Origin of the sequence: Streptomyces sp. NPDC048650, assembly GCF_043199095.1 — a bacterium.
GTDB lineage: Bacteria > Actinomycetota > Actinomycetes > Streptomycetales > Streptomycetaceae > Streptomyces.
The window spans coordinates 122,074-138,944 of sequence record NZ_JBICVM010000015.1; the positions used below are offsets into that span (position 1 = coordinate 122,074).

At 70.9% G+C, this 16,871-nt stretch carries 14 protein-coding genes and 1 pseudogene; 6 read left to right on the forward strand and 9 right to left on the reverse strand.

Annotation, left to right across the window (positions count from 1 at the left end; all coding sequences use genetic code 11):
- Window positions 1-7 precede the first annotated feature (7 nt).
- Window positions 8-1,762, forward strand: a complete 1,755-nt coding sequence (locus ACGFML_RS31830) for an NAD+ synthase (protein ID WP_393549103.1) — start codon at window positions 8-10, stop codon at window positions 1,760-1,762.
- A 282-nt stretch (window positions 1,763-2,044) separates the two neighbouring features.
- On the opposite strand, the gene ACGFML_RS31835 is transcribed toward ACGFML_RS31830, so the two are convergent.
- The 4 genes from ACGFML_RS31835 to ACGFML_RS31850 all read right to left on the reverse strand — a co-directional run bounded on the left by ACGFML_RS31835 (window position 2,045) and on the right by ACGFML_RS31850 (window position 6,977).
- Window positions 2,045-3,265 (reverse strand): MFS transporter, encoded by a 1,221-nt coding sequence (locus tag ACGFML_RS31835; RefSeq protein ID WP_393549104.1) that lies wholly within the window; start codon window positions 3,263-3,265, stop codon window positions 2,045-2,047.
- Between the two features lie 144 nt (window positions 3,266-3,409).
- Entirely contained in the window at window positions 3,410-4,414 is a 1,005-nt protein-coding gene (locus ACGFML_RS31840; RefSeq protein ID WP_393549152.1) for an endonuclease/exonuclease/phosphatase family protein, read from the reverse strand.
- Between the two features lie 284 nt (window positions 4,415-4,698).
- The gene (locus ACGFML_RS31845) at window positions 4,699-5,361 is read right to left on the reverse strand and encodes a TetR/AcrR family transcriptional regulator (protein ID WP_393549105.1); all 663 of its coding nucleotides are present in this window, start codon (window positions 5,359-5,361) and stop codon (window positions 4,699-4,701) included.
- On the reverse strand, window positions 5,358-6,977 hold the full coding sequence (locus tag ACGFML_RS31850) for a DHA2 family efflux MFS transporter permease subunit (RefSeq protein WP_393549106.1): 1,620 nt from the start codon (window positions 6,975-6,977) through the stop codon (window positions 5,358-5,360). The genes ACGFML_RS31845 and ACGFML_RS31850 overlap by 4 nt, the downstream gene beginning before the upstream one ends.
- Before the next feature lie 201 nt (window positions 6,978-7,178).
- Here ACGFML_RS31850 and panB point away from each other — a divergent pair, with 201 nt between their 5' ends.
- The 3 genes from panB to ACGFML_RS31865 all read left to right on the forward strand — a co-directional run bounded on the left by panB (window position 7,179) and on the right by ACGFML_RS31865 (window position 9,984).
- Complete coding sequence (gene panB / locus ACGFML_RS31855) at window positions 7,179-8,039, forward strand: 3-methyl-2-oxobutanoate hydroxymethyltransferase (RefSeq protein WP_393549107.1); 861 nt, start codon at window positions 7,179-7,181, stop codon at window positions 8,037-8,039.
- A gap of 89 nt (window positions 8,040-8,128) precedes the next feature.
- Window positions 8,129-9,157 carry an ATP-binding cassette domain-containing protein gene (locus tag ACGFML_RS31860; protein WP_393549108.1) on the forward strand — a complete coding sequence of 343 codons (1,029 nt, stop codon included), beginning with the start codon at window positions 8,129-8,131 and terminating at the stop codon, window positions 9,155-9,157.
- Window positions 9,154-9,984 (forward strand): ABC transporter permease, encoded by an 831-nt coding sequence (locus ACGFML_RS31865; RefSeq protein WP_393549109.1) that lies wholly within the window; start codon window positions 9,154-9,156, stop codon window positions 9,982-9,984. The genes ACGFML_RS31860 and ACGFML_RS31865 overlap by 4 nt, the downstream gene beginning before the upstream one ends.
- A 51-nt stretch (window positions 9,985-10,035) precedes the next feature.
- On the opposite strand, the gene ACGFML_RS31870 is transcribed toward ACGFML_RS31865, so the two are convergent.
- Complete coding sequence (locus ACGFML_RS31870; RefSeq protein WP_393549110.1) at window positions 10,036-13,398, reverse strand: ATP-binding protein; 3,363 nt, start codon at window positions 13,396-13,398, stop codon at window positions 10,036-10,038.
- A gap of 225 nt (window positions 13,399-13,623) precedes the next feature.
- On the opposite strand from ACGFML_RS31870, the pseudogene ACGFML_RS31875 reads away from it, so the two are divergent.
- Both ACGFML_RS31875 and ACGFML_RS31880 read left to right on the forward strand, forming a co-directional pair.
- Window positions 13,624-13,884 (forward strand): annotated as a pseudogene (locus ACGFML_RS31875) (site-2 protease family protein); the annotation flags it as partial.
- A gap of 469 nt (window positions 13,885-14,353) precedes the next feature.
- Window positions 14,354-14,596: a hypothetical protein gene (locus ACGFML_RS31880; RefSeq protein ID WP_393549111.1), complete on the forward strand. Its 243-nt coding sequence runs from the start codon at window positions 14,354-14,356 to the stop codon at window positions 14,594-14,596.
- 253 nt (window positions 14,597-14,849) lie between these two features.
- Here ACGFML_RS31880 and ACGFML_RS31885 read toward each other — a convergent pair whose 3' ends face one another.
- From ACGFML_RS31885 to ACGFML_RS31900, 4 genes are read right to left on the reverse strand one after another with little or no spacing between them, the layout of a single operon-like run.
- Window positions 14,850-15,026 (reverse strand): DUF397 domain-containing protein, encoded by a 177-nt coding sequence (locus ACGFML_RS31885; protein WP_393549112.1) that lies wholly within the window; start codon window positions 15,024-15,026, stop codon window positions 14,850-14,852.
- A complete protein-coding gene (locus ACGFML_RS31890; protein WP_393549113.1) occupies window positions 15,019-15,882 on the reverse strand; it encodes a helix-turn-helix domain-containing protein in 864 nt (287 codons plus the stop codon). Before ACGFML_RS31890 ends, ACGFML_RS31885 begins: the two co-directional genes overlap by 8 nt.
- Window positions 15,883-15,889: 7 nt before the next feature.
- Window positions 15,890-16,411, reverse strand: coding sequence for a DUF6879 family protein (locus ACGFML_RS31895; protein ID WP_393549114.1), 522 nt, complete (start codon window positions 16,409-16,411; stop codon window positions 15,890-15,892).
- Window positions 16,371-16,790 (reverse strand): hypothetical protein, encoded by a 420-nt coding sequence (locus ACGFML_RS31900; RefSeq protein WP_393549115.1) that lies wholly within the window; start codon window positions 16,788-16,790, stop codon window positions 16,371-16,373. Before ACGFML_RS31900 ends, ACGFML_RS31895 begins: the two co-directional genes overlap by 41 nt.
- Window positions 16,791-16,871: the final 81 nt, after the last annotated feature.

Here is a 16,871-nt window from a genome sequence, read left to right on the forward strand (position 1 = left end):
TGATCCCGTGGCCCAACTTCGTCTCGCCCTCAACCAGATCGACTCCTGCGTCGGCGACATCACCGGGAACGCCGAAACGATCGTGCACTGGACGCGGCATGCCGCCGACCAGGGCGCGCACCTCGTCGCCTTCCCCGAAATGGCGCTCACCGGCTATCCCGTCGAGGACCTCGCGCTGCGCTCCTCCTTCGTCGAGGCGAGCCGCACCGCACTGCGCGCCCTGGCCGGTCGGCTGGCCACCGAGGGGCTGGGCGAACTCCCGGTGGTCGTCGGCTATCTCGACCGCTGTGCACAGGACCAGAAGCGGTACGGCCGGCCGGCCGGCGCCCCGCAGAACGCCGCCGCCGTACTGCACCGCGGCGAGGTCGTCCTGAGCTTCGCCAAACACCATCTGCCCAACTACGGCGTCTTCGACGAGTTCCGGTACTTCGTCCCCGGAGACACCCTGCCCGTCGTCCGGGTGCACGGCGTCGATGTCGCGCTCGCCATCTGCGAGGACCTGTGGCAGGACGGCGGCCGGGTACCGGCGGCCCGCAGCGCGGGGGCCGGGCTGCTGGTGTCCGTGAACGCCTCGCCCTACGAGCGGGACAAGCACGACACCCGGCTGGAACTGGTGCGCAAGCGAGCCCAGGAGGCCGGCTGCACCACCGCCTATCTGGCGATGATCGGCGGACAGGACGAGCTGGTCTTCGACGGCGACTCCATCGTGGTCGACAAGGACGGCGGGGTGATCGCGCGGGCACCGCAGTTCGCGGAGGGCTGCGTGCTGGTCGACCTCGAACTGCCGGACGCGGCACCCGAGGCGCCCGCCGGCGTCCTGGACGACGGCCTGCGCGTCGACCACGTCGTCCTGACCCCCGACCCGCTGCCGCCGTACGCCCCCGAGACGCTCGGCGGCGAGGCCGAACGGCTGGGCGACATCGAGGAGATCTACACCGCGCTGGTCGTCGGCCTGCGTGCCTACGTCGCCAAGAACGGCTTCCACAGCGTGGTCATCGGCCTGTCCGGCGGCATCGACTCCGCGCTGGTCGCCGCCCTCGCCTGTGACGCGCTGGGCCCGGCGCACGTCCACGCCGTCGCGATGCCCTCGCGCTACTCCTCCGAGCACTCCCTCACCGACGCCGCCGAACTGGCACGGCGCACCGGGCTCGCCTTCCGCACGGTGCCGATCGCCCCGATGTTCGACGCGTACATGGAGGCGCTGGGTCTGACCGGCCTCGCCGAGGAGAACCTCCAGTCACGGCTGCGCGGCACGACGCTGATGGCCATCTCCAACCAGGAGGGCCACCTCGTCCTCGCGCCGGGCAACAAGTCCGAGCTGGCGTGCGGCTATTCGACGCTCTACGGCGACTCGGTGGGCGCCTACGGGCCGATCAAGGACGTCTACAAGACCGTCGTCTTCCAGCTCGCCCGCTGGCGCAACCAGGCGGCGGCCGACCGCGGCCAGACCCCGCCGATCCCGGAGAACACCCTCACCAAGCCCCCGAGCGCCGAGCTGCGCCCCGGCCAGGTGGACACCGACTCGCTGCCCGACTACGCCGTCCTGGACCGGGTCCTGGAGCTGTACGTCGACCGGGACCGGGGCCGCGAGGAGATCGTGGCGCAGGGCTTCGACGCGGAGCTGGTGACCCGGGTGCTGCGGATGGTCGACCACGCCGAGTACAAGCGCCGCCAGTACCCGCCGGGCACCAAGATCTCCGCCAAGGGCTTCGGCAAGGACCGCCGGCTGCCGATCACCAACCACTGGCGGGAGGGCGCGTAGCGCCTGGCCTTCTCCCCACGCTGGGTCCATCCCGCCGTGTGGTTTCGCATCGCGGTGGTTTCCCGCCGTGGTGGTTTCGCGTCGTTGCGCCTGCGGCGGGCGTGGGTTTGGTGGGTGCGGTGCACCACCTCCGGACTCCGTCCTGCGGCGCGGCCCCTCCCACGGGTGGGTGGAGAGCGGGTCGGTGGGGGTGCGCGTTCCGGGTCAGCTGCGCCCTGTGATGCGTCCCCAGGGTGCAGCTGACCACGCCCCCCACAGCGGGACGGCCGGCGACATGGGACCTCAGCCGCCGGCCGGCACCGTCTCGTCGGCGGATACCGCGGCCGCCTCCCCGCGGGCCACGATGCGGGAGGGGTCGTGGGCATCGCGGTCCAGCAGTCCGGCGACCACCGCGACGGCCAGGCCGACGGCGGCCAGGACGGCGCCCACCAGGGCCGGGGAGGTCCAGCCCCAGCCGGCCGCGATGGCCAGGCCGCCGACCCAGGCACCGCCCGCGTTGGCGAGGTTGAAGGCCGACTGGTTCGAGGCGGCGGCCAGGGTGGGTGCCTGGTGCGCCTTGTTCATGACGAGCATCTGCAGGGGTGTGGTGGTCAGGAAGCCGATGGCGCCGATGAGGACGACGCCCACCAGGGCGGCCCACTTCACCTCGGCGGTGAAGTGGAAGACGGCCAGCACGAGGGCGAGGGCCCCCAGCGCGCCGTACAGGGTGGGGCGCAGCGCGCGGTCGGTGAGCGGGCCCGCCGCGAGGGCGCCGAGGGTCATGCCGATCCCGAAGAGGGCGAGGACGAGCGTGACCGAGGTCTCGGAGAAGCCGGTCACCTTGGTCATCGTCGACGCGAGGTAGCTGTAGACGGCGAAGATCCCGGCGAAGCCGAAGACCGTGGTCAGCAGCCCGAGGAGCACTTGGCGGTTGCCGAGGGAGCGCAGCTCGCGGGCCAGGCCGGTGCGCTCCTCGGCGGGCAGCGGGGGGACCAGGCGGGCCAGGGCGGCCATCGCGGCGAGGCCGATGCCGGCGACCACGAGGAAGGTGGCACGCCAGCCCAGGTGCTGGCCGAGCAGGGTCGCGGCGGGGACACCGACGATGTTGGCGATGGTCAGGCCGAGGAACATGGTGGCCACCGCGCGGGCCTGGCGGCCCTCGCGCACCAGCCGGGCGGCCACCACCGCGCCGACGCCGAAGAACGCGCCGTGCGGGAGCCCGGCGAGCAGCCGGCCGGCGACCAGCAGGCCGAAGGTGGGGGCGAGGGCGGAGGCGAGGTTGCCCACCGTGAAGACCGCCATCAGCAGGACGAGCATCCGCTTGCGCGGGATGCGGGAGCCGAGGGCGGTCAGCAGCGGGGCGCCGATGACGACGCCGAGGGCGTAGGCGGAGACGAGGTAGCCGGCGGTGGGCACCGAGGTGCCCAGATCGTCCGCGACGTTGGGCAGCAGGCCCATCATCACGAATTCCGTGGTGCCGATTCCGAAGGCCGAGATCGCGAGAGCGAGCAGAGCCAAGGGCATGTGGACCTGGACCTTTCCGAGGGACGTGCGGGCGGTTCGCCGCCCAGTTCGTTTACGTACGGAACAAAGTCTCTCAGGTCCAGTATTCCGACGCGAGAACGGGACGTTACGACTCCGCGTCCGGTGCACGCCCCCCGGGCGGCGTCAGATCCTGACGGAGGCCGCGAGCGGCAGGTGGTCGCTGCCGGTGGCCTTCAGTGTCCAGGCGGCCACCGGGTCGATGCCCTTCATCATGATCTGGTCGATCCGGGCCATCGGGAAGGCGGCCGGCCAGCTGAAGCCGAAGCCGTCGCCGGCGGCGCCCTGCGCGGAGCGCATCTGGGAGGTGACCGGAGCCAGCGAGCGGTCGTTCATGGTGCCGTTGAGGTCGCCGAGCAGGATCACCTTCTTGGCCGGGTCGGCGGCGATCGCCTCGCCCAGCGCCTTGGCGCTGCCGTCGCGCTGCCCCGCGGTGAAGCCCGCCTCGACCTTGACGCGTACCGAGGGCAGATGCGCGACGAAGACGTCGAGCTGCCGGCCGTCGGCGGCGGTCACGGTGGTGCGCAACGCCCGGGTCCAGCCCATCTTGATGTCCACCGGTCCGGAGTTGCTCAGCGGCCGCTTGCTCCAGACGCCGACGGTGCCCTCGACCGCCCGGTAGGGGTAGGTCTTCGCCAGCTCCCGCCGGTAGGTGGGCAGGGCGGTGCCGGTCAGCTCCTCCAGGGCGACCATATCGGCCCCGGAGCGGACGATGTCCTGGGCGGTGGCCGCCGGGTCGGGGTTGTCGGCGTTGACGTTGTGGGTGACCACGGTGAGGTTGCCGCCGGTGCCCGACTTGTCGGTGAGCTGCCCGCCGAAGAGGTTGAGCCAGACCACGGCCGGCAGGACGAGGGCGAGGAGCGCGGTCGCGGAACGGCGCAGCACCGCGAGGAACAGCAGCAGCAGCACGCCGATTCCGAGCCAGGGCAGGAACGTCTCCAGCAGACTGCCCAGGTTTCCCACGTCGTTGGGGATCCGGCCGTGCAGGAACATCAGCAGCCCGAGCAGCACGGCCAGCACCGCGAGCACGATGCCGCGGCGCCACATCCCCTCCGGGCGCCACCAGTTCCGCAGGCGTCCGGCGCGGGAACCGGCCCGCTCGGGGGTGTGCCCCTGTCCCGGTTCCGTCATGTATGCCTGCGCCATGTAGCTGTCCTCACTGCCTTGCTCCGCGCCTCGCCTGTGGTCTCCGACCCTAGGCGATCGGCCTTAATGCCCGTTCTTAGAACCGTGCCGCCCAGCTGCACGCCGCGTTGCCACGCGGTGCGGGCGGCGCCGCTCGCCAGTGAGGACGGCGCGGTGACGGGATGGGGTTCCGGCCGGCGGGCCGGCGGCGGCAGCTGTGACAGAACGGGCATGTTCCCTCGTCGGGAGCGGGCACACGGGCGGACAACGGGCCGGTGCGGCGGCGCGGTTCAGCCCGCCGCCCGCCCCGGGCCGGGGCGTACGCCCTCGAGGACCAGGTCGACGATGTCCCGGGCGAGCCCCTCGGGGAGTTCCTTCCACTCGTGGAGGATGGCGCGGGCCAGCATCGGACCGACGAACAGGTCGGCGAGGGTCTCCACATCATGGTCGCCGCGGATCTCACCGGTGGCCACGCCCCGCCGCAGCACCCGCAACAGCGCCTCGTTACGTGCCCGTACGACCGTCTCGTGGTACTCCGCCCACAGCTGGGGGTGCCCCTGGACATGGCTGACGACGGTGCGCAGCAGCGCCGAGTTGCGCTTGGCGAGACCGCGCCGGCGCAGGAACTCCAGCAGGACGATCAGGTCGTCGCGCACGGACTCGCCGCCCAGCGGCGGGGGCGGCGAGTCCAGGGACCGCATGACGTCCACCATCAGGGCGTCCTTGCCGGGCCAGCGGCGGTAGACCGTGGCCTTGCCCACGCCGGCCTGGCGGGCGATGCGCTCCATCGACAGCTCGCCGATGGCGGCACCGTCCTCGATCAGGTGGAGCACGGCCTCGATGATGGCCGAGTCGGCCGCGGCGCTGCGGGGTCTGCCACGGCGCCCGGGAGGCGCCGGGTCCGGCCGGGCGCCGGCTGCCGTCGCGTCGGAGTCTCCCGCCGCCCCGCTCATCGCCCCACGCCTGCCTCTCGTTCCTCGTTCTGCTCCGCCTCGTGCGGCGCCGGTGCCATTCTGCCGGGCAGGAAGGCCGCGACCACGACGGCTCCCACCACCGCGGTGGCGGCCGAGCCGAGGGCCGTGACGTGCATGGCGTGCACGAAGGCGTTCCGGGCGGCGGCGATCAGGTCCTGCCCGGCCGGGCCCAGCTGCCGGGCGAGGGCGAGGGTGGCCTCGACGGACTCGCCGGCGGCGTGGCGGGCGGGAGCCGGGACGCCGGGCAGCGCGGCGAGCCGGTCCTGGATGCCGTTGCGGTAGGTGGTGGACAGCAGCGAGCCCAGGACGGCCACGCCGAGGGTGCCGCCGACCTGCCGGAAGACGTTGTTGAGCGCCGAGCCGGAGCCGGCCTTCTCACGCGGCAGCGACTGCATGACCGCGACGGTGACCGGCGGCATGATGTGTGCCATGCCGGTGCCCTGGAGGAAGAACACCGCCTCCAGGACCCAGATCGGGGTGTCGGTGTCCAGCAGCAGCAGCCCGGACATGGTGACGGCCACGGTCAGCATCCCGGCGGTGCACACCGCCCGGGCGCCGAAGCGGTCCACCGCGTGCCGGGCGCGCGGCGAGAAGACCATCTGGGCGACCGCCAGCGGCAGGATCAGCAGCCCGGCCTCCAGCGGGCTGTAGCCGCGCACGCTCTGCACATAGAAGACGATGAAGAAGGTGACGCCCATCAGCGCGAAGAAGACCAGCGCCACGGCGGCGATCGCGGCGGAGAAGGCGGGCTTGCGGAAGTAGCTGATGTCGATCGACGGGTGGTCGCTGCGCTTCTGGTGCAGGACGAAGACGGTCAGCGCGGCGAGGCCGCCCAGGATCGTGCCGAGCACCTGCGGGTCGGTGAAGTCGGCGAGCTGGCCGCCCCTGATGATCCCGTAGATCAGCAGGACCAGACCGATCACGGACAGCAGCACACCGAGCGGGTCCAGCCGGCCGGGGCTGGGGTCCTTGGAGTCGGGCACCAGGACGGCCATCGTGGCGAGTGCGATCAGCACGATCGGGACGTTGACGAGGAAGACCGATCCCCACCAGAAGTGGTCGAGCAGCAGGCCGCCGGCGATCGGGCCGATCGCGATGGCCAGGCCCACGCCGCCGGCCCAGATGCCGATCGCCCGGGGCTGCTCGTCGCGCTCGAAGACGTTCATCAGGACGGCAAGGGTGGCGGGCATGACGAAGGCCCCGCCCAGGCCCATCACGGCGCGGAAGGCGATCAGCTCGGCGGGCGAGGCGGCCATCCCGGCGAGCACCGAACCGGCGCCGAAGACGACCAGGCCGGACAGCAGCACCTTCTTGCGGCCGAGCCGGTCACCGAGCAGGCCGGAGGTGAACAGCAGCCCGGCGAAGACGAGCGTGTAGGAGTTGATCGCCCATTCCAGCTCGCTCTGCGTGGCGCCGAGGCCGGACGGCGCCGGGGTCGCGATCGTCTTCATCGCGACGTTGAGGATGGAGTTGTCCAGCACGACTATCAGCAGGCTGAGCATCAGGACGGACAGGATCGCCCAGCGGCGCCGGTGGACCGTGTCGGAGACCTGGCGGGCGGGCGGGCCGTCAGGTACGGGGGGAGAGGTGGCCATGCCGCCCACCATACGCTCATTTCGATACGAGCCCGTTCCGTATTGATGACGTTGCCCTTCGCCCCGGAGAAAGCACAGGTCAAAGCGGTGCGCACGGCAGCCGGCGGCCCCCTTCCCCTGGGCGCGCCCTGCGTGCCAGCATGGAGGGGATTCCGGGGACACCGTCAGGGTGCCTCGAGATGATGAACAGGAGCCGTCACCATGACGCAGCTTTCGCCTGCCCAGAAGCCGGTCGACAAGTCCCTGTACGGGGGCAGCGGCTCGCGCCGCCTCACGGTCCGCGACATCGCCGCCGCCAAGGAGCGCGGCGAGAAGTGGCCGATGCTCACCGCCTACGACGCGATGACCGCCTCCGTCTTCGACGGCGCCGGCATCCCCGTCCTGCTCGTCGGCGACTCGATGGGCAACTGCCACCTCGGCTACGAGTCCACCGTGCCGGTCACGATGGACGAGATCGCGCTGCTCGCCGCCGCCGTCGTCCGCGGCACCGACCGCGCCCTCGTCGTCGGCGACCTCCCGTTCGGCTCGTACCAGGAGGGCCCGGTGCAGGCCCTGCGCAACGCCACCCGGCTGGTCAAGGAGGCGGGGGTGGGCGCCGTCAAGCTGGAGGGCGGCGAGCGCTCCGCGCACCAGGTCGAACTGCTGGTCTCGTCCGGCATCCCGGTGATGGCCCATGTGGGCCTGACCCCGCAGTCCGTCCACGCCTACGGCGGCTACCCCGTCCAGGGCCGCGGCGAGGAGGCGGCCCAGCAGCTGCTGCGGGACGCCAAGGCGGTACAGGACGCGGGCGCGTTCGCGGTCGTCCTGGAGGCGGTGCCGGCGGAGCTGGCCGCCGAGGTCACCCGCTCGCTGCACATCCCGACCGTCGGCATCGGCGCGGGGCTGGAGTGCGACGCCCAGGTCCTGGTGTGGACCGACATGGCGGGCATGACGGCCGGCCGGGTGCCGAAGTTCGTCAAGCAGTACCTCGACCTGCGGGAACTGCTGGGCGGGGCGGCCAAGGCGTTCGCCGAGGACGTCGTCGGGGGCACCTTCCCGGCGCCGGAGCACACCTTCCGCTGAGCGACCCGCCGACCGGCCGCCGACACCGGGCAGACCGGCTGTCGGCGGCCTGTCGGCGCTCTGTCGGCGGCCGCTGGCACCTTGAGGGCATGACGCGACAGACGATGACTCCCAGGGGCGGCAACGCCGTGGAGGTGCGCGGTCTGGTCAAGCACTTCGGCGACGTCAAGGCCGTCGACGGTGTGGACCTGGACGTGCGGGAAGGCACTGTACTCGGCGTGCTCGGCCCCAACGGCGCCGGCAAGACGACCCTCGTACGCTGCCTGTCCACCCTCCTGGTGCCGGATGCCGGGCAGGCCGTGGTGGCCGGCTTCGACGTGGTGCGCCAGCCCCGCGCGCTGCGCCGCACGATCGGCCTGACCGGGCAGTACGCCTCGGTCGACGAAAAGCTCTCCGGCCGGGAGAACCTCTACATGATCGGGCGGCTGCTCGATCTGCCCCGCAAGGACGCCCGCCGGCGGGCGGACGAGCTGCTGGAGCGGTTCTCCCTGACCGAGGCCGCCACGCGCCCCGCCGCCAAGTACTCCGGCGGAATGCGCCGCCGCCTGGACCTGGCCGCCTCGATGATCGGCCGCCCCTCGGTCCTCTATCTGGACGAGCCGACGACCGGACTCGACCCCCGCACCCGTAACGAGGTGTGGGACGAGGTCCAGGGGATGGTGCGCGAGGGCGCGACGGTGCTGCTCACCACCCAGTACATGGAAGAGGCCGAGCGGCTGGCCGACGAGCTCACCGTCATCGACCGTGGCCGGGTGATCGCCGAGGGCCGGGTCGACGACCTCAAGGCGAAGGTCGGCGGCCGGACGCTGCAGATCCGGCCGGTCGGGCCGGGCGAGCTGGACCAGATGGTCGGCGCCATCGCGCAGGCCGGCCTGGACGGCATCGCGGGCGCCACCGCCGACCACGACGAGGGTGTGGTCAACGTCCCGATCATCAGCGACGAGCAGCTGACCGCGGTGGTCGGCGTACTCGGCCGGCGGGGCTTCGCGCTCTCCGGGATATCCACCCACCTGCCCAGCCTGGACGAGGTGTTCCTGGCCATCACGGGCCAGAAGACCTCCCGGGCCACCGGCTCCGAGGACGTCCAGGACGAGAGCTACGCGGAGGTATCGGCATGAGTACGGCCACACTGACGGCGCCGACCCTGAAGCCGGGCGCCGACGAGGGCCGGATCGGCCTGCGCGCCAATCTGCGGCACATCGGTGCGCTGGCGCGCCGCAACGTCCTGCAGATCAAGCAGGACCCGGAGTCGATGATGGACGTCCTGCTGATGCCCGTCATCTTCATCCTGCTGTTCACCTACGTCCTCGGCGGCGCCATCGCCGGCAAGGGCCACCAGCACGGATACACCCAGTACCTGGTCCCCGGCATGATGGCGATGATGAGCATGAACATCGCCATGGCGGTGGGCAGCGGCGTCAACGACGACTTCCGCAAGGGGGTCATGGACCGCTTCCGGACCATGCCGATAGCCCGGTCCTCGGTCCTGATCGCCAAGATCGTCGTCGAGATCGGCCGGATGCTGATCGCCATCGCGATCCTGCTCGGCATGGGCTTCCTGATGGGCCTGGAGCTCAAGGGCGGCGTCCTCGCCCTCCTCGGCGCGATCGCGCTCTCCACGGCCTTCGGCGTCGCCCTGATGTGGATCTTCATCGTGCTGGGACTCAGCGTGCAGACCCCGCAGGCGGTGCAGGGCATGGCGATGCTGGTGCTGATGCCGCTGCAGTTCGGCTCGTCGATCTTCGCGCCGCCGACGTCGATGCCCGGCTGGCTGGAGGGCTTCACCAAGGTCAATCCGCTCTCCAACCTGGCGGACGCGGCCCGTGCCCTGGTCAACGGCCAGGGTGCGGTGCTGCACCCGACGCTGATCACCCTCGGCTGGACGGTCGCCATCACGGCCGTCGCCATGCCGCTCGCGGTCGCGAAGTTCCGCAAGAAGACCTGACGCGGGTCCCGCGGGGGGCTTCCCCGCGGGACCGCCCTCGCCCGGCTCGCGTCAGATGAGGGCGGTGGCCTCTTCGAGAGAGAGGCCGCCGCCCTCGGCGTACCCGCGCTCGTACGCCGCATCGCCCAGCAGGGCCCGCGCCGTCCCCTCCGTACGTCTGCGGTCGGCCCGTACGGGCATCGGCGGCGCGTGCGAGGTCGACCGCAGTGCGTCGTACGCCCCCACCAGGCGCGCCGCGTCCGGACCGCCCCGTTCGCCGCGCACGGCCATCAGCACCCGTGCCCCGGTGAGGAGTTGGATCACCGCAAGGTCCGGCGCGACCATCTGCGCCAGTTCGTCCTGCGTCAGCTCCAGCGCCGCCCGGAACCTGGGCAGCAGATCCCCGCCGCGCCCCTCGTCGACATCCAGCGAGACCAGCGACAGCTCCAGGACCCCGGCGAACAGCTCCGGGGCGCGCGGCCCGAACGCCTCGCGCACCGCCTCCAGTTCCGCGCGCGCCTCCGCCGTACGCCCCTGGACGGCCAGATGCGTCGCCAGCGTCAGACGTGCGAACGGCACCGCATCGCGGCCGCTGCCGGCCTCCTTGCCCTCCTCCAGGATCTCGCGCAGCAGCCGCTCCCCCGCCTCCGCCTGGCCGTCCTCGAGCAGGACGCCGCCGAGTCGGCCGCGCAGCAGCTGGGTCTGACCGTGCGCGCCCAGGTCCTCGGCACAGTCCATCGCCGCCCGGTAGTCCTGCGCCGCGAGCCCGTACTCGCCGCGCTTCTCCCGGGTTTCGCCGCGCCCCGCCAGCGCCTCGGCGGCGCCCCAGGCATCGCCGATCCGGAGAAAGATGCGCAGGGCCTCGTCGGCATCCGCCAGCGCCTGCTCCAGCCGGCCGGCCCAGTCGTTGAGCACCTTGGAGCGCAGTTGCAGGACGTAGGCAAGCTCCCAGTCGTGGCCGAAGCCACGGCTGGCGCGCACCGCGCCGTCGACCAGCTCCACCAGCTGCTCGAACCGGCCGGAGATCAGCACCGCGAAGTACCACAGGACGCCCGGCATCCGGCAGGTCTGCGGCATCCCGGCGCGGTAGGCGGAGATGATCCCGTTCAGCTCCTGGCGCATCTCGGGGCTGCGCAGCGCCTCGATGTCGCTCTCGTGGCTGGCGAGCGCCACCAGGCGCACCCCACGGCGGGCCTCCAGGAGCAGCTCGGGGGCCATCGGCGGCGGGTTGTCGATGGGCCGCTCGAACAGATCGGGGGCGGCGGCGAACGGCGCCAGGAAGGGGTTGGGGCCGAGCGCTCCGGCCGCACGCGCCCAGTGCCGCGCATCGCTGAGGTGGTCGCGCAGCGACCAGAACCAGTGCAGGGACAGGACCATGCAGAGCGCCTCGTGCTCGTCGCCGGCGGCGACGGCGCGGCGCAGCGCGGTGCGCAGATTGTCGTGCTCCAGCTCGAGGTGGTCCATCGCGGCGCGCTGGCCCGGACCGCGCAGCAACGGGTCGGTGGTACGGGCCAGTTCGCGGTAGGCGACCAGATGGCGGCGCTCGACGCCGGCCCGTTCGCCGGCCTCGTCCAGCCGCTCACCGGCGTACTCCCCGACCGTCTCCAGCAGCCGGTAGCGCATCGCGCCCCCGGTGCCGGCACCGCTGCCCACGCCCTCGAAGCCGGCGGGCGCGGCCACCACCAGCGACTTGTCTATCAGCGAGCCGAGCAGCGCGGCCACATCGCGCCCGTCGACGCCGTCGCCCGCGCACACCGCCTCGGCGGCGGCCAGATCGCAGCCGCCGGCGAAGACGGACAGCCGGCGCAGCACCGCCCGCTCGGGTGCGTCGGTCAGGTCCCAGGACCAGTCGACGACGGCGCGCAGTGTCTGCTGGCGGGGCAAATGGGTGCGGCTACCGCTGGTCAGCAGCCGGAAGCGGTCGTCGAGGCGATCGGCGATCTGTCGCGGGGAGAGCAACCGCAGCCGGGCGGCGGCCAGTTCGATGGCCAGCGGGAGCCCGTCCAGGCGGCGGCAGATCTCGGCGCAGGCCGCCGGGTCGTCCGTGGTGTCGAACCCGGGGCGGGCGGCGGCCCCGCGGTCGGCGAGCAGCCGCAGCGCCACCGGGTCGGGCAGCGGCTCGACCGGCCGCAGCACCTCGCCCGGCACGGCCAGCGGCTCGCGGCTGGTGGCCAGCACCGTGACGCCGGGGCACTCGGCGAGCAGCCGCTCGGCCAGGGCGGCGGCGGCACCGATCACATGCTCGCAGTTGTCGAGGACGAGGAGCATCCGGCGGCCCGCGCACTGCTCGGCGAGCCGGGCCGCCGGGTCCAGCGCGGTGGGGTCGCCGGCGGCGCGCAGCCCCTCGGCGGTGGTGCCGCGCACGACGGTCTCGCGGGCGCCCAGTGCGGTGAGCACCGCCTCCGGCACCGTCGCCGGATCGTCCACCGGCGCCAGCTCGGCCAGCCATACGCCGTGCGGCCAGGTGTCCGGCGCCGCGGCCGCGGCGCTCTCGGCGCCCTCCAGCGACAGCCGGGTCTTGCCGGCGCCGCCCGGCCCCAGCAGGGTCACCAGGCGGTGGGCGGCGAGATCGGCACGGAGTGCGGCGATGTCGACGTCGCGGCCCACGAAGGAGGTGAGGCGCGGGCGGACGTTGCCGGGGCGTCGGCCTTCCGGAGCCGGCGCGGGGGCCGCCGGGGCGGCGGGCGGCCGGGCCGCTCGCGGGCGCAGCAGTTCGGCGTGCAGGGCCTGCAGTTCGGGGCCGGGGTCGGCGCCCAGGCGGTCGGCCAGGTCCGCGCGCAGCGCCTCGTACGCGGCGAGCGCCTCGGCGCCGCGGCCCGCCGCCCGCAGGGCACGCAGCCGTAGCGCCTGGAGGGGTTCGTCCAAGGGGCGGTCCTGGCAGAGTGCAGCCAGGACGGGCAGTGCCCGGTCCGGGCGGCCCAGGGCGAGGTCGGCGGCGAGGCGGCCGCGTCGGGCGTCCAGGCGGCGGCTCTCGGCGCGGGCCGCCTCGATGCCCGCGTCCGGCAGGTCGGCCAGCGCCGGGCCGCGCCACAGCGCCAGCGCCTCGTCGAGAAGGGCGGCGGCGCGGGCCGGGTCGGCCTCCTCCAGCGCCCGGCCGCCCTCCTCGGCCAGCCGCTCGAAGCGGTACAGGTCGACGGCGTCCGGTTCGACGCAGAGGCGGTAGCCGCCGTCGGCGGAGGCGACGGCGGGGTGGCCCAGGGCCCGGCGCAGCCGGCCGACCAGGGCCTGGAGGGCTCCGGCCGCGTCGGCGGGCGGGTCCATGCCCCAGACGTCGGCGATCAGCAGGTCCGGGGGCAGCGCCCGGCCGGGACGCAGCGCGAGGGCGGCGAGCAGGGCACGCAGACGTGCGCCACCGAGGGCGACGGGGGTCCCGTCGGCCCGGCCGGCCTGTGTGGTGCCGAGGATTCCGTAGCGCACCGCGCCATTGTCGTTCACGGCTGCGCCGCCCACTCCGCGCTCACGCCTCTCGCATCCCTGACCCGCCCCTGTCCTGCGGGGACCGCCCCCGAATTCTCCCCTGGGGTCCACTGTGCCCGGAACCCGGCGGGTACCGCGCGACGTTTTCCGCACAGGCCCGCTGAACGGGAACCGTGCGCCGGGTGCCACGTCGCGGTTACGGTCGGGGCTGCCCACCACTCGACCTCGGGAGAGCACGCCACGATGACCACAGCCATTCAGCGCGCCGACCGGCGCATCAGCCCGGTCTTCCTCGCGCTCGTCGCCGTCATGGCGGTATCGGGATGGGCCGTGTGGAGCCGGACCATAGCGGCCAACACCGGCTTCGCGGTGTTCTTGTTCGTGGTGTCCGGCTGGGTGGTGTCGCTGTGCCTGCACGAGTACGCGCATGCCCGCACCGCGCTGCACAGCGGTGACATCTCGGTGGGCGCCAAGGGCTATCTGACGCTGAACCCTATGCGTTATAGACCTGTTACCCATCAGGATGGTTACCGCGCTCAACCTGAGACGTGCCCACCATGGGCACCCGGACCCTGCACGCGCGGGCGCTCGCGCACCTAATGATTCATTCATTCACTGACACGGCGATATCCCCTATCGCTCGAATGTCATTACGCATTTTCGCACGCAAGATATTCCCTATCCGTGTCCACGCGGATACCTCACCACGCATGAATGAATGAACTATTGCGCACACACATGACGGGGGTAACACTTGATAATTCTTAAGCAGGACCCACCGGGGGCGCCTTCCTCGAACCGTGTACGGGTATGAACGAATCGCTCCGTCTCGCCAGACCGAGCCGGCGGTGGGGACCGACATGCGCATAGACCCAATCAGCCTCACCAACGTGCAAATGCGGCGGCGCGCTGTTCCCTTGGAGGTGTCGACGCGGCACCGGCCGCAGTCGTTCCTACAGGCAGGAGTGCCGAGATGCCGGAGCAGAACCCGTTCGCCGCAAGCAAGGGCAAGCCCGCAACTAGCGGACCGCTGGATCCGTCCGCCGGTAACCCGTTGGCGAACATTCCGGGCTTCAAGCAGGGCCCCGTCGTAGGGCTGGTGAGCATGATTGACCAAGCGCCAGTAGGAAGCAAGATCACGGTCACCCAAGATGTCAAGGACGCAGCCGTGTCACTCGGCGAAATCTTCAACACGTCTGACGGCGGCGGCAACTGACGCCCGAACCTGACGCTCGGACCCCTTCGACGGCAGGTGCAGATAGGCCCAGCAACCGGCACTCGTTCCGGTGATCGTGGTCACACTTCGGGGTTCGGGCGTGACGGATCGAGGGTCAATAACAGGTACGTTATTTGTGGGCCGGGTTATATACCCGGCCTCGGACGCCTCCCCTAAGGGAGGCCGGCAGATGATTCACTCACCAGACATGACTAAGCCCCCTCCCTGGCGAGGGGGCTTAGTGCGAACATCGTCAGGACTTGACGAACTCCACGAATTCCGTCCAGGAGGACGACGGGAAGGCCAATTCAGCGCCCTCCCGGCGCTTGGAGTCCCTCACTCTGACCTTCATCGGGTTATTGTCGGCGACTTCAACGCAGCTATCGTGTTGCGTGTAGCTACTGGTGCGCCATTTCGGATCTTCAATCACGATTTTCCCTCTCCATGCGTTCGAAATGCTCGATTGCAGCCATGATGAGGTCTCTGGCTGCCTTACCGTAGACAGCAGAATGCCGGTGAAGCTCGAATGCCTTCATGTAAATCTCGATCTCCCCAGGCTGCGTCACCTGCATCTCGGCAGACTCGGTCTCCACGCGGACGACCTTGTCGTCAAACATGGAAAATCCATGACCGAGCCAGATTTCGAGCGGTGCTGATCGGGGGACAATGCCGAGGCTGAGTCGGGGCAGCGCCATAACCACCGTGAGCCGGTCGAGCTGCCCCCGCATAACCTCCGCGCCGCCAAGGTTCGAGTAGAGAGCTTGCTCTCCAAGCACCACGTTGAAGATCCGGTCGCCTTCGTACAGGTATCTCTGTCGTTCGAGGCGCTTGGCCACCGCAGCATCCTCGCCCCCCGTGTCACCGTGCACCCTCACGACCGCTTCGAAGATCGCCTTGGCGTATTCGCCTGTTTGGAGAGTGCCCCACACGACGTTGGGCTCCCAGATCCGAAACACCTTGGTTTTCTGGTAGAGCGGCACCAACTTCTTCTGTGGCTGGTCAATGCCAGCCTGGAGCTGCCGACGCCACTCGCTCCACAGTTCGTCGATATGTCGGAGCGTCGCGACGAGATCCCCGGCGTTGGCTTCGCGCCCCGTCTTCTCGCACCAGACCCGGATGTCGTCCTCGCTGGCGTTCTGTTTGCCGTTCTCGATGCGGGAGACCTTGGACTCCTGCCACCCTGTGGCGGCAGCGAAGGCCCGGCCGCTGGGGAACCCCGCATCCTTGCGGAACCCACGCAGCCGGGCACCCAACGCCTCACGGGACTTCTGTGCCTGGTTGTTCACTGCTCGGTCAGGGCTTGTACTCGGAGTGCTGAATGGCAGAGTCCCAGAGCAGATCCCGGACACGGACACACTCGGCGACCGTCTCGGGATTGTCGATCACCTCGGACCCAAGAACCCTGCCGTCGTCGTCGAAGTGGCCCACGGCCAGGAGCTTGTCATCCAACAGCCACCAGTCTTTGCCGCCCAAGGGGAAGGACAGCCCCTCGGGAAGCTCCTGCCGCGGAAGCCACCGGATCTGTTCGCCGGCTCCCTCGTTCAGTGGGGTGGTCTCGTGCTCCCAGTGGATGTACGGGGTGTGAGGCTCGGTCACGACGCGGACGCGCCGGACGATCTTGCCTTCCTGGGTGAGCCTTCGGATCATCGACAACCACGAGTCCATGAAACCGTTGTCGACTACCCCCGCGAGCCACTTCTCGTACGGCCCGTCTTCCAATGGCACCGAGTAGTCGTCCCTCAGCTCCAGATGGAAGGCATCGTGCGCGACAGCCTCAATGAGCCGGTTGCGCTCGGCGCTGGAGATCAGCTCCACGTGGTTCCTCCAGTAGGGCTGTGATCGCGGCCTTGGGGACCTCGACCACGGTCTCGTAGTCCGGAATCGACATCTGGGACAGGGCCTCGGGATCAGTCACCTCCCGGCCCTGCACAACGTACGTTCCGCCCGGTGTGAGGACCATTAGCGGGTCCTCAAGACGCTTGAACTCCCCAGCGGGGAGACCGTCCTTCTCCAGGTGCTCGAACAGCTCGGTGGGCACCTCCACGGCAGTCTCTCCCTCGTGGAGGGTGAGTTGCATCAGCAGGTCGTTTGCGAAGATCTTCCACCCCTGGACGAGGTAGGTGTCACGGTCGGTTGCGTACAGGGTCGGGCAGTCGCCCACTTGGGAGTTCTTACCAAGGAACCGTAGCTTCATGGCTGTTCTCCTGTCGTCTGCCTTGCGCGAGATTGCGCGACACATCGATGGTCGATGCCCCGTTCGACCGCGTCAATCGTC